This is a genomic window from Treponema sp. OMZ 788 (assembly GCF_024181245.1).
Lineage (GTDB): Bacteria > Spirochaetota > Spirochaetia > Treponematales > Treponemataceae > Treponema_B.
Genome location: NZ_CP051199.1, coordinates 1,875,955 through 1,888,561, shown reverse-complemented (window position 1 = coordinate 1,888,561; position 12,607 = coordinate 1,875,955). Strand labels below are relative to the sequence as shown.

The window sequence follows — 12,607 nt, the reverse complement described above, 5'->3', positions numbered from 1 at the left end:
AAGGATTGGACTTGCACCTTTTGGCCGCCGGCAAGAAGACCATGGAGATCGATATGAATCAACTATTCAAAATAACCCTCCGTAATGACTATGCCTTTAAGCGTATTTTCGGTTCGGAAGAAAACAAGGATGTTCTACAAGATTTTTTGGAATGTATTTTAGACATTTCTCCTAAAAATATCGAAGGCTTGGAACTTCTGGATAAGGAGTTTCATAAAGAGCTTTTAAGTGAAAAGTTAGGTATCTTGGATATCAAACTAAGATTAAAAACCGGAACCTTTATTGATATTGAAATTCAAAATGTGCGGCATCGTGACTTTGCTGAGAGAACTTTGTATTATTGGTCCAGGATGTACAATTCAGGTATAAAAAAAGGCCAAGACTATACAATTCTTCCAAAATGTATTACAATAAACTTGATAGGTAAAGGCTTTAATAAAAATAAGCGTTTGCATAACAAGTATCTTGTTTTGGAAGAAAAAACAAAAGAGCCCTTAGCTTCAAAACTTGAGATTCATATATTAAACCTTGAAAGAGCACGGATCTTGAAAGAAGATAAATTTAATGATAATAAAACGAAACGCTTATTAAACTGGTTAAAATTTATTGAAACTGATGATCCGGAGGTGAGAAAAATGTTGGCAGAAACTTCTAAAGTAATGGCACAAGCAAATGATAAAATTATAATAATGGAAATGAGCCATAAAGAAAAATGGCTATATGAGTCCCGCATGAAATACGAGCACGACAGAGCTTCCTGTATAAATGAAGGATATCAACAAGGGCTTGATAAGGGGTCTTACCAAGCTAAACTTGAGACTGCCAGGCTGATGAAATTGAAAGAATTCGATATAAACTTAATTCAAGAAATATCAGGCCTTCCCATTGAAGAAATAGAAAAACTATAAGTATGAAATTAACTTTAATTTGAAACTTTATAATATCTCTTACAATTTTTAGCTAAAATTATATCATCAAGCTATTGACAAAAAATAGTCTATTTGCTAGAATGCACGAACCTATTTTATGGGTATTTTGCTCCTGTAGCTCAGTCGGCAGAGCACAACCATGGTAAGGTTGGGGTCAGCAGTTCAATTCTGCTCGGGAGCTTTTCGGAAACGATAACCTAGAATTTTGCGGAGGGTAAAGAAATGGCTAAGAAAACAGCTGTAGAGCTCATAGCTCTTCAATGCAGCGAATGCAAAAGAAAGAATTATACTACATCTAAGAACAGAAAAAATATTCAGGGTAAGCTTGAATTGATGAAGTATTGTTCTTTTGATCACAAGCATACCTTGCATAAGGAAGCAAAGATAAAGTAGTCGAATAAGTCCGTTTCTATAAGTAACGGACTTAAATTCAATTAGGTCAGTAGCTCCAATGGTAGAGCGTCGGTCTCCAAAACCGAATGTTGAGGGTTCGAGTCCTTCCTGGCCTGTAATTTTAAAAAACGAGGTTTTTATGGCTAAAATTGGAACTTTTTGGAAAGAATGTATAGGAGAGCTTAGAAAAGTTGTCTGGCCTACAGCTTCTGAAGTAGGATCTTCGGTAAAAGTAGTGCTGATTTCTACCCTTATTGTAGCTGTTTTTCTCGGCGGTCTTGATGCCTTCTTTATAGCTTGTGTAGGTTGGATTTTTTAAGTAATGGCTAAGGCTTGGTACATTCTTCATACCTATTCGGGTTATGAGAATAAGATTGAAAGAACTATACGTACTCTTATAGAAAAAGGAATTATTTCTGCAGAATTCGTTACCGATATAAAAATACCTGAAGAACTTGTAATTGAAAACAAGGGCGGAAAAAAACGCAATGTTAAACGAAAGTTTCTTCCCGGCTATATGCTTATAGAAATGAATCTTCCCGATTTCGGCTGGAAGAATGTTTGTTCCGAAATCCGCAAAATTCAAGGTGTTACGGGTTTCTTGGGAACCGCAGGAAATGAAAAACCTCAGCCTATTTCTTCCGAAGAAGCAAAGGAAATATTGCAAAAAACGGGAGAAATTAAAGGCGATAAGAATATCCGCGTTATTCAAAATTTCAGTGAAGGACAGTATGTCAAAATCATCGAAGGCGCTTTTGCCTCGTTTACAGGCGTTATCGATGAAGTTATGGCAGATAAAAATAAGTTAAGGGTTATGGTAGCGATTTTCGGCCGTACTACACCGGTTGAAGTCGAAATGTCTCAAGCCGAAATCATTTAAATTTTAAACAAGGTGCAGTGTTTATATCTGCACTTTAATTGTATATTACGGGAGGAGGGAAACCTCCGTTTGTACCGGAAGGAGAGAAGATGGCAAAGAAAAAGGTTGTGACACAGATTAAACTTCAGTGTCCCGCAGGAAAAGCAACTCCTGCGCCGCCTGTAGGCCCGGCTCTAGGTCCGCACGGTGTAAGTGCACCCCAGTTTGTACAGCAATTCAATGACCGTACAAAGTCCATGGAGCCCGGTTTGGTTGTACCCGTTGTTATTACGGTTTATGCCGATAAGAGTTTTACTTTTATCCTCAAAACACCGCCCGCATCGGTTTTAATCAAAAAAGCCTGCAAGATTGAAAAAGGTTCTGCCGCATCGGTTACCGCAAAAGTTGGAAAACTTTCAAAGGCCGCATTGGAAGAAATCGCAAAAACAAAGATGCCCGACATCAATGCAAACGACATTGAAGCTGCAAAGAAAATTATTGCAGGAACTGCACGAAGTATGGGTGTAGAGGTGGAGCGCTAGTATGAAACACGGAAAAAATTACAAAAATGCACTTGCAAAGTATGATTCTGCAGCATCCTATGAGCTTCCCAAAGCTGTTGACATTGTCAAAGAGCTTAAATATGCCAAATTCGATGAAACAGTCGAAGTTCATGTAAGTTTGACCCTTGGTAAGGGACAGAGCGTTAGAGATACCCTTGTTCTCCCTCATCAGTTTAAGGGCGAAAAAAAGGTTTTGGTTTTTTGTACGGATGACAGAGTAAAAGAAGCTCTCGATGCAGGAGCAGCTTATGCCGGTTCTACCGAATACATTGAAAAGGTAAAGGGAGGTTGGCTCGATTTCGATATCGCAGTTGCTACCCCCGATATGATGAAGGATGTAGGACGCTTGGGTATGGTGCTCGGCCGCAGAGGCTTAATGCCTAACCCCAAGACAGGAACAGTTACTACGGATATTACAAGTGCTATCAATGAGCTTAAAAAAGGCCGTGTAGAATTCCGAGCCGATAAGGGCGGAGTTGTTCATCTTCCTGTTGGAAAGGTTTCTATGGATTCTTCCAAGATTGCAGAAAACGTACAGGCTCTTATTAACGAAACAATGAGGAAAAAGCCTGCTGATGCAAAGGGCGACTATATCAGATCCGTATCTATTAGTTCGACAATGGGCCCCGGTGTTTGGGTTGATTATAAGGTAGGAGAGTAAAAATGGCATTAAGAACAAAAAATCCGAATCGCCAAAAAACAGAAGCGATTGAAAACATCAAAAACGATGTAAAGGCCTCCTCCTCTTTTATTTTTTACCGAGTACAGAGGCTTAAAGGTTGAGCAAATCACTGAACTCCGCAAAAAGCTCAGAGAAAATGCTTGCTCATACAAGGTTGTACGCAATAACTTTGCACGCATTGCATTTGAAGATGCAAACATTAAGGATGTAGATTCTTGGTTAACCGGACCTACAGCCTTGGCTATGGTTGCAGAAGATGCAAATATGGCTGCAAAAACCTTGTTTGAATATGCAAAAGATGCTCCCGCCCTTGTAATTAAGGGTGCTGTAGTTGACGGAGAAGTTTACGATGCTAAACAAATCGAGGCATTCTCAAAACTTCCCGGCAAAAAAGATCTTATTGCAATGTTTATGTCTACAGTCAATGCTACAACTTCCAAGTTTGTACGCACCTTACAGGCGATTGTGGATAAGGGCGGTGCAGAAGCCGGAGCTCCTGCTTCGGAAGAAAAACCGGCCGAACAGCCCGCTGAGGCTTAAAACCGGCTTTCGGATATTTCCGAAAAATATAAGCAGTCAGGCTTCAAAAGCTGACCCCCTGTCTGCTTAATGTGCTAAAAGCACAAAAATCTAAATTTTAAGGAGAAGATAATATGGCAGCATTAACAAACGAACAAATTATTGAAGCAATCGGCGAAAAAACGATTCTCGAACTTTCCGAGCTTATCAAAGCTATGGAAGAAAAATTCGGTGTAACAGCCGCTGCTCCCGTTGCAGTAGTTGCAGGCGGAGCTGCCGGAGGTGCAGCCGCTGAGGAAGAGAAGACAGAATTCACTGTTACTCTTAAAGGCCTTGCAGATCCCGGTAAAAAGATCGGTGTTATTAAGGAAGTTCGAAACGTTATTCCCGGTCTCGGCTTGAAAGAAGCTAAAGAGCTTGTTGAAGGAGCTCCGAAAGTCCTTAAAGAAGATGTTTCTAAAGAAGAAGCAGCTAAAATTAAGGAAGCTATTACAGCAGCCGGCGGTGAAGTTGAAATTGCTTAATGAGCAAAATACCGGCTTTACGCCGGAAATTGTCATGCTTCTTTTAAAAAGAAGCATGACAGCATAAAAGATATGTTTTCTCTAAGACTTCCTGTATGAAATTTCAGGAAGTCTTTTTGTGATTAAATATAAACTTGGGAGGTAAGGGATGTTTGCAAGAGGCCAAAAAATAGATCGAAGATATTACGGTAAGGATGTTCCGAATTTTATGGAGCTTCCAAACCTCATCGATATTCAGATTCAATCTTACAATAAATTTTTAAATAAAGAAAAAAAGACAGATGAGGCCGAGATTGAGGGCTTAGAATCGGTATTCCATACAACTTTTCCTATTGAAAGTATAAATGAAGACATGGCTTTGCAATATCTATCCTATTCTCTCGACTATGATAGTATTAAATTCTCTGAAATTGAATGCAAACAAAAGGGACTTACTTATTCTGTCCCCTTAAAAGCCGAAATAGACCTATTCTTTAAGGAAACTAAAGAAATTCGCCGCAAAAATATTTACATGGGCGATATTCCTCTAATGACAGAAAGAGGAACATTCATTATAAACGGAGCTGAACGCGTTGTTGTTTCACAGATTCACCGTTCTCCGGGTGTTATCTTTTCGCATGAAAAGGGTGTTTACTCAAGCCGCATTATTCCCTATCGCGGAACATGGCTCGAATTCGAAATAGATCAGAAAAAAGAGCTTATTTATGCAAAGCTTGACAGCAAAAAGAGAATTTTAGGTACGATTTTTTTACGGGCTCTCGGATATGACACAAGAGAAAAAATTATCGACCTTTTCTATAAGACAAAAACTGCAAAAATCTCCTCAGACAGGGCCGAATACGAAGAATTAATCGGTCAGGTTTTGGCAAGGGATGTCTTTGTAAAGGGGGAAGACGGCGAAATGCGTAAAATGCACCAAGCCGGAGAAAAAATTCACCCGCACAATATAGACGATTTAATTCAAAACGAAGTTAAAAATATTACCATAATAGACTTTAAGGCTGATGACTCTTTGGATTCTCAAATTATTATCAACTGCTTTGAAAGAGAAGAAATAAAGTACACTCCGGATCCTGCAGTAAATGATGAACCCACTGTTGAAGATGCCTTAAACGCAGTCTACAGCGTTATACGCCCCGGCGATCCTATAACCTATGAAAGCGCAAAAGAAGACCTTCACAATATGTTCTTCACGGCACGCAGGTACGATATAGGCAAGGTCGGCCGGTATAAGCTAAATAAAAAATTTGACTATACCGATGATGTGCAGGGTACAACCTTAATTGAAGAAGATATATTCAACACAATGAAGATCTTGATTAAGGTTTATATCGGTAAAGAAAATATCGACGATATAGATCACTTAGGCAACAGACGAATCCGCTCAGTCGGCGAAATTATGACCGATGTTCTTAAAAAAGCCTTCTCCAGAATGGAGAGAATTGCCCGCGACAGGATGAGCTCCAAGGAAATGGATACAATTAAGCCTCAGGACTTAATTTCCATTAAACCCATCGTTGCTGCAATCAAAGAATTCTTCGGTGCAAGCCAGTTGTCTCAGTTTATGGATCAGGTAAACCCCCTGGCTGAGCTTACTCATAAACGCCGTCTAAACGCTCTAGGCCCCGGCGGCCTTTCACGCGATAGGGCAGGTTTTGAGGTTCGCGAAGTTCACTATACCCACTATGGAAGAATGTGTCCGATCGAGACCCCTGAAGGTCCTAACATCGGTCTTATTGTTTCCATGGCGAACTATGCCCGCGTAAACGAATACGGCTTTTTGGAAGCTCCCTATGTAAAGGTTGAAAACGGTGTCGCTACCCGCGAAATCGAGTACTTGTCCGCTATGGATGAAGACAAGTATTTTATCGGTCAGGTTTCTTCCGCTATAAGTAAGGACGGAAAGATCAATACGGATCAGGTTTCATGCCGTAGGCTTGGAGATTATACTTCAAGAAGTCCGAAAGATATTCAGTACATGGATGTTTCGCCCAAACAGATTATATCCGTTTCGGCTTCTCTAATTCCCTTCCTTGAACACGATGATGCTAACCGTGCCCTCATGGGTTCAAACATGCAGCGTCAGGCAGTTCCCCTGGTTTTCCCCGAACCTCCGCGTGTCGGAACCGGTATGGAAAAAAAGTGTGCCTATGATTCGGGCGTTTTGATCAAGGCAAAGAGGGCAGGAAAGGTTGAGTATGTTTCTTCCGATACGATTATCATAGCCCCCGAAAAGGGAAAAAATAAGGAAGATAAGGACGAGTACACCTTATTAAAATATCAAAGAACAAACCAGGAAACCTGCTACCATCAGCGCCCCATCGTCAATGTGGGGGACACGGTTAAAGAAGGTCAGCCCATCGCCGACGGTCCTGCAACCTATAACGGAGAATTGGCCCTAGGCCGAAACATTCTTGTAGGCTTCGTACCTTGGAACGGTTATAACTATGAAGACGCTATCTTAATTTCACGCAGGGTCGTAAAAGAAGATATGTTTACTTCTATCCATATTAAGGAGCTTTCAACCGATGTCCGCGAAACAAAGCTCGGTGCCGAAAAGATGACCTGCGATATTCCTAACAAGTCCGAAAAGAGCTTGGATGACCTCGACAGCGAAGGTATTATCCGTATAGGTTCTAAGGTAAAGCCCGGCGACATCCTTGTCGGTAAGGTTACTCCTAAGAGCGAAAGCGATACGACCCCTGAGTTTAAGCTCCTTAACTCCATCTTCGGTGAAAAGGCTAAGGAAGTCAGGGATACATCCTTGCGTGTTCCCCATGGAACCGAAGGTACGGTTATAGATGTTCAGCGTTTAAAGAGGGATCAGGGAGATGACTTGAGCCCCGGCGTAGATGAGGTTGTAAAGGTCTTAATCGCCACAAAGCGAAAACTCCGCGAGGGAGACAAGATGGCAGGCCGCCACGGAAACAAGGGCCTTGTAGCCAGAATTCTCCCCGAAGAAGATATGCCCTACATGGAAGACGGAACTCCGCTCGATATCTGTCTAAACCCGCTCGGTGTTCCCTCACGAATGAACATCGGCCAGATTCTTGAGTCCGAACTTGGCTTGGCCGGTTTAAAGTTGAACGAGTGGTATGAGTCTCCTGTTTTTGAGTCACCCAGCATGGAGCAGATTGAAGCCAAGCTTAAAGAAGCCGGCTATCCGGCGAGCTCCAAGGTAAAACTCCGCGACGGTTTAACAGGACGGCTCTTTGAAAACGAGGTCTTTGTCGGCGTTATCTACTTCTTAAAGCTGGCCCACCTTGTAGACGATAAGATGCACGCCCGATCCACAGGTCCTTATTCTCTAGTTACCCAGCAGCCCTTGGGCGGTAAGGCTCAATTCGGCGGTCAGCGCTTGGGAGAAATGGAAGTTTGGGCCCTCGAAGCCTATGGTGCAGCCAATACCCTGCAGGAACTTATTACAATCAAGTCCGACGATATGCACGGACGATCCAAGATATACGAATCCATCGTTAAGGGCGAGCCTTCAAGCTCCGCCGGTATCCCCGAATCCTTTAACGTATTGGTTCAAGAATTAAGAGGTTTAGCTCTCGACTTTACAATCTATGATGCAAAGGGTCAGCAGATTCCTTTGACCGAAAGGGATGAAGAGCTAATCAAACGCGAAAAAACAAGTACTAACTTTTAATGGAAGTTAAGGAGAGGGAAAGATTATGAGAGATATACAAGATTTTGACAGCTTGATGATAAGGCTTGCTTCACCCGACACTATCAGGGCTTGGTCCTACGGAGAAGTAAAAAAGCCTGAAACAATCAATTACCGAACCTTGCGCCCGGAGAGGGACGGTTTATTTTGCGAAAGAATATTCGGAACCACAAAGGAATGGGAGTGTTTTTGCGGAAAGTTTAAGTCTATCCGCTATAAGGGCGTTATCTGCGACCGCTGCGGCGTTGAAGTTACTCACTTTAAGGTCCGCCGTGAGCGCATGGGCCACATAGAACTGGCAGCCCCCGTTTCTCACATTTGGTATTACAGATCCGTTCCCAGCCGAATGGGGCTCCTCCTCAACTTACAGGTTGCAGCCCTAAGGTCGGTTTTATACTACGAAAAATACATCGTTATCGATGCAAACGATACCGACTTGGAACCCATGCAGCTTTTAACCGAGGATGAGTATAGGGATGCTCACGAGCGTTACGGAGCAGCCTTTACGGCAGGTATGGGTGCTGGGGCTATTAAGACCCTTCTTCAAAACATAAATTTGGATGAACTTGCGGCTCAACTTCGTGCTAAGATGATTGAAAAGGGTGCAAAAAGCGACCAACGCCTTTTGCGCCGAATCGAAATCGTCGAAAATTTTAGAGCTTCAGGTAACAAACCCGAATGGATGATTTTGGACGTTATTCCGGTTATTCCGCCTGATTTGCGCCCCATGGTACAGCTTGACGGAGGCCGCTTTGCAACCTCAGACCTCAACGACTTATACAGAAGGGTAATCCACAGAAACAGCCGTTTGAGTAAGCTCATGGAGTTAAAGGCTCCCGATATCATTATCAGAAACGAGAAGAGGATGCTTCAAGAAGCCGTTGATGCCCTCTTCGATAACTCAAAACGCAAAAAGGCTATTAAGGGAGCTTCAAACCGTCCCTTAAAATCCATTTCGGATCTTTTAAAGGGAAAGCAGGGCAGATTCCGCCAAAACCTCTTAGGTAAGCGTGTCGACTACTCAGGCCGATCCGTTATCGTTGTAGGACCCGAACTTAAGCTCTGGCAGTGCGGTCTCCCAACCAAGATGGCCTTGGAGCTCTTTAAGCCCTTTATAATGAAAAAACTCGTTCAAAAGGAAGTTGTTTCCAATATTAAAAAGGCTAAACTCCTTGTAGAACAGGAAGCCGCCGAGGTTTTTGCAGTTCTTGATGAGGTTGTAAGCGAGCACCCTGTTCTTTTAAACCGTGCTCCGACCCTCCACCGTTTGGGTATTCAAGCCTTTGAGCCTGTTTTGGTAGAAGGAAAAGCTATCCGCCTTCATCCTCTTGTATGTAAGGCCTTTAATGCCGACTTTGACGGCGACCAGATGGCTATCCACGTTCCGCTCACTCAGGCTGCCCAGATGGAGTGCTGGACTCTGATGCTCTCGGCCCGAAACCTCCTCGACCCTGCAAACGGAAAAACAATAGTTTTCCCGACACAGGACATGGTTTTAGGTCTTTACTATCTTACAAAGGAAAGGGCCCTGCCTGAAGGCAAAAAAGAGAGACGATATTCTTCCGTTGCAGAAGTTTTGATGGCTGCAGAAGGCCATGCAGTAGGCTGGCAGGAACCAGTTTTAATCGACTACGAAACTTCGCCCGGAAAGGTTGAAATGGTAAGAACCACTCCGGGAAGAATTCTCTTTAACGAAGAAATGCCTGAAGGCGTTCCGTTTACAAACGATGCATTAAACGATAAAAAAATACGAAAACTTATAGAAGAAGTCTTTAAGGATAAGGGCCCTTGGCTTGCCGTAAAGCTTTTGGACAAGCTCAAGGCTGTAGGTTATAAGTATGCTACCTATTTCGGTGCAACATTGAGTATGGAAGACATGATTATTCCGCCTGAAAAGGCCGGAATGCTTGAGAAGGCCAACAAGGAAGTTTTGGAAATCTACAACCAATACAAGGGCGGCCACATTACTCAGGAAGAACGCTACAACCGTGTAGTTGACGTTTGGCAGAAGACAAACTCCAACCTTAAAGAGATCCTTATGAACCGCCTTCAAGAAGACAAGGGCGGATTTAACACCATCCACATGATGGCTACATCAGGTGCCCGAGGTAATAAGGATCAGATAAACCAGCTGGCAGGTATGCGGGGTCTTATGTCCAAGCCTACAGGCGACATCATCGAGCTTCCGATTAGATCAAACTTTAAAGAAGGCCTAAACGTTATGGAATTCTTTATTTCGACCAACGGTGCCCGAAAAGGTTTGACCGATACGGCTCTTAAAACCTCCGACGCAGGTTATTTGACAAGGCGTCTTGTAGATATTGCTCAAAACGTAGTCGTAAACGAAGAAGATTGCGGTACCATTAACGGAATCGAATATGCCGCAATCAAGCGCGGGGACGAAATCCGCGAGTCCTTGAGCGAGCGTATTGCAGGTAAATACACATTGGAAAGGGTTATTCACCCCATTACGGGAGAGCTCCTTATCGATGTAAACGAGTATATCACCGATGAAACCGCTAAGAAGATAGAGGAAGCCGGTGTTGAAACCGTTAAGCTCCGCACCGTTTTGACCTGCGAATCCAAGTACGGTGTTTGCGTTAAGTGCTACGGCCGAGACCTTGCCCGAAACCGAATTGTCCGAATAGGGGAAGCTGTAGGTATTATCGCTGCTCAGTCCATCGGTCAGCCCGGTACCCAGCTTACGATGCGTACATTCCACGAAGGAGGTACGGCTTCCAAAAATGTTGAAGAGAATAGAATCGTATTTAACGACTATTCTATCATCGTTCGAGGCATAAAGGGTTCTTATGTAAATCTTAAAAACGGACATTTCCTCTTTACAAGAAAGGGCGAGTTTACTTTCAGCAGGGTATTGAACGAATATGCTCTTAAAAAAGGTGAAATCCCGCTTGTAAGTACGGGTACCAGAGTTGTAAAAGGAAATCCTCTTTATACATTAAAGAACGGAAAGGAAGTTCTTTCCGAAAATATAGCAATTGCAGAAGTCAGAGATAATATTATCTATTTGGTCGGGCAAGAGCAGACAGTAGAGATAAGAAACGGCTCCGAGGTTGTGGTAAAAGAAAATGATGTAATAAAAGCCGGTGAAACGGTAGGTACCTTTGACCCCTTTGCCGATCCTATCTTGGCAGAATACGACGGCTTTGTCCGCTTTGAAGATATTTTGCCAGGTACAACCTTAAAAGAGGAAGCCGATGAAGAAACAGGCGTTGTCGAAAAACGAATAAGCGATGCTCATTTCGATAAGATGCAGCCCCGTATCTTTATCTCCGATGAATCGGGTAACCCCGTAGGTGAGGACTCTTACTTCCTCCCCGGAGGAGCCCAGCTCTTGGTTGAAGAAGGTCAGGAGATTAAGGCCGGTGCAATTTTGGCAAAGATCGCAAAAGAGTCGGTAAAGACAAAGGATATTACGGGAGGTCTTCCGCGAGTTTCAGAACTCCTCGAAGCCCGCCGTCCTAAGTCGCCTGCCGTTCTTGCAGCTATTGCAGGTGTTGTTACGATTAAGAAGGGCTTACTAAAGGGTAAGAGAACTATTATAGTCCGTGACGAGTACGGCCATGATGTAAAGCACCTTGTTCCTATCGGAAAACGGATGCTTGTCCGTGACGGCGATACCGTAAAAGCCGGTGAACCCTTGTGTGACGGCAGCTTTGATCCGCACGATATTTTAAATATCCTGGGTGAAAATGCACTTCAAAACTACTTGATGAAGGAAATTAAGGATGTTTATGATGCTCAGGGTGTTACCATTAACGATAAGCATGTGGGTATAATCGTCCGTCAGATGCTCCGAAAGGTAAAGATTGTTTCGGTTGGAGATACCAAGTTTATTTTTGACCAGCAGATAGATAAGTACCGATTCCATGAGGAAAATAAGAGGGTTAAGGAAGAAGGCGGTCAGCCTGCCGTTGCCCGTCCCATGTTCCAAGGAATTACAAAGGCAGCCCTAAATATCGATTCCTTTATTTCGGCTGCTTCGTTCCAAGAGACCACAAAGGTTCTTACAAATGCGGCTATCGCAGGTTCGTCCGATGAACTTCGCGGCTTAAAGGAAAACGTAATTATCGGTCACCTTATCCCTGCAGGAACAGGTATGAAGCAGTATCGAGATATTAAGCTTTTCGATAAAAATAAGAGCGATTTGGATATTCAGATGAACGAAATCCTTGAACGCCGAAGGCTTGAAGCCGAAGCAGCACAAGCTCTCGAAGAAAAAGAGCTTATCGAAGAAGAAAACTTTTTGGATGACATCTAAAATCTAGGGGGAGAGACAACCCTGTTTAGAGCAGGGTTTTCACCTCGAAACTTCGTTGGGTGTACTCCCCCTATGACCCCCTCTCTTTCTCGCGCTGCCAAAGGGCTCGCTGCCCTTTGGAATCTCGCAAATTACCATAGGTTTTGGATTACTCTTTAGTTGAGATGTAAACAAAAAGATTTGGCA

The 12,607-nt window shown here is 43.1% G+C and carries 9 protein-coding genes, 2 tRNA genes and 1 pseudogene; all 12 read left to right on the top strand.

The genetic code is table 11. The features are described from left to right. Positions 1-53 precede the first annotated feature (53 nt). Positions 54-908: an Rpn family recombination-promoting nuclease/putative transposase gene (locus E4O00_RS09300; protein ID WP_253677098.1), complete on the top strand. Its 855-nt coding sequence runs from the start codon at positions 54-56 to the stop codon at positions 906-908. A gap of 129 nt (positions 909-1,037) precedes the next feature. Next, positions 1,038-1,110, top strand: a tRNA-Thr gene (locus E4O00_RS09295). A 41-nt stretch (positions 1,111-1,151) separates the two neighbouring features. Further along, positions 1,152-1,322: a 50S ribosomal protein L33 gene (gene rpmG / locus E4O00_RS09290; RefSeq protein WP_253677097.1), complete on the top strand. Its 171-nt coding sequence runs from the start codon at positions 1,152-1,154 to the stop codon at positions 1,320-1,322. A gap of 43 nt (positions 1,323-1,365) precedes the next feature. Next, positions 1,366-1,438, top strand: a tRNA-Trp gene (locus E4O00_RS09285). Between the two features lie 23 nt (positions 1,439-1,461). Continuing rightward, the gene (secE, locus tag E4O00_RS09280; RefSeq protein WP_002667596.1) at positions 1,462-1,641 is read left to right on the top strand and encodes a preprotein translocase subunit SecE; all 180 of its coding nucleotides are present in this window, start codon (positions 1,462-1,464) and stop codon (positions 1,639-1,641) included. 3 nt (positions 1,642-1,644) lie between these two features. After that, entirely contained in the window at positions 1,645-2,202 is a 558-nt protein-coding gene (nusG, locus tag E4O00_RS09275; RefSeq protein WP_253677096.1) for a transcription termination/antitermination protein NusG, read from the top strand. A gap of 89 nt (positions 2,203-2,291) precedes the next feature. After that, entirely contained in the window at positions 2,292-2,723 is a 432-nt protein-coding gene (gene rplK / locus E4O00_RS09270; RefSeq protein ID WP_253677095.1) for a 50S ribosomal protein L11, read from the top strand. Between the two features lies 1 nt (position 2,724). Then, entirely contained in the window at positions 2,725-3,405 is a 681-nt protein-coding gene (gene rplA, locus E4O00_RS09265) for a 50S ribosomal protein L1 (RefSeq protein ID WP_253677094.1), read from the top strand. Between the two features lie 2 nt (positions 3,406-3,407). After that, a pseudogene (gene rplJ / locus E4O00_RS09260) lies at positions 3,408-3,966 on the top strand (50S ribosomal protein L10). A 113-nt stretch (positions 3,967-4,079) separates the two neighbouring features. Then, positions 4,080-4,469 carry a 50S ribosomal protein L7/L12 gene (gene rplL, locus E4O00_RS09255; protein ID WP_253677093.1) on the top strand — a complete coding sequence of 130 codons (390 nt, stop codon included), beginning with the start codon at positions 4,080-4,082 and terminating at the stop codon, positions 4,467-4,469. Positions 4,470-4,617: 148 nt separating this feature from the next. After that, positions 4,618-8,121: a DNA-directed RNA polymerase subunit beta gene (gene rpoB, locus E4O00_RS09250; RefSeq protein ID WP_253677092.1), complete on the top strand. Its 3,504-nt coding sequence runs from the start codon at positions 4,618-4,620 to the stop codon at positions 8,119-8,121. Between the two features lie 25 nt (positions 8,122-8,146). Continuing rightward, the gene (gene rpoC, locus E4O00_RS09245) at positions 8,147-12,421 is read left to right on the top strand and encodes a DNA-directed RNA polymerase subunit beta' (RefSeq protein ID WP_253677089.1); all 4,275 of its coding nucleotides are present in this window, start codon (positions 8,147-8,149) and stop codon (positions 12,419-12,421) included. The last annotated feature ends 186 nt before the right edge of the window (positions 12,422-12,607 follow it).

Bases quoted from the DNA above. Each gene is read 5' to 3' on its own strand.
- E4O00_RS09300 (WP_253677098.1), top strand. From the start codon at position 54: ATGAATCAACTATTCAAAATAACCCTCCGTAATGACTATGCCTTTAAG.
- rpmG (WP_253677097.1), top strand. From the start codon at position 1,152: ATGGCTAAGAAAACAGCTGTAGAGCTCATAGCTCTTCAATGCAGCGAA.
- secE (WP_002667596.1), top strand. From the start codon at position 1,462: ATGGCTAAAATTGGAACTTTTTGGAAAGAATGTATAGGAGAGCTTAGA.
- nusG (WP_253677096.1), top strand. From the start codon at position 1,645: ATGGCTAAGGCTTGGTACATTCTTCATACCTATTCGGGTTATGAGAAT.
- rplK (WP_253677095.1), top strand. From the start codon at position 2,292: ATGGCAAAGAAAAAGGTTGTGACACAGATTAAACTTCAGTGTCCCGCA.
- rplA (WP_253677094.1), top strand. From the start codon at position 2,725: ATGAAACACGGAAAAAATTACAAAAATGCACTTGCAAAGTATGATTCT.
- rplL (WP_253677093.1), top strand. From the start codon at position 4,080: ATGGCAGCATTAACAAACGAACAAATTATTGAAGCAATCGGCGAAAAA.
- rpoB (WP_253677092.1), top strand. From the start codon at position 4,618: ATGTTTGCAAGAGGCCAAAAAATAGATCGAAGATATTACGGTAAGGAT.
- rpoC (WP_253677089.1), top strand. From the start codon at position 8,147: ATGAGAGATATACAAGATTTTGACAGCTTGATGATAAGGCTTGCTTCA.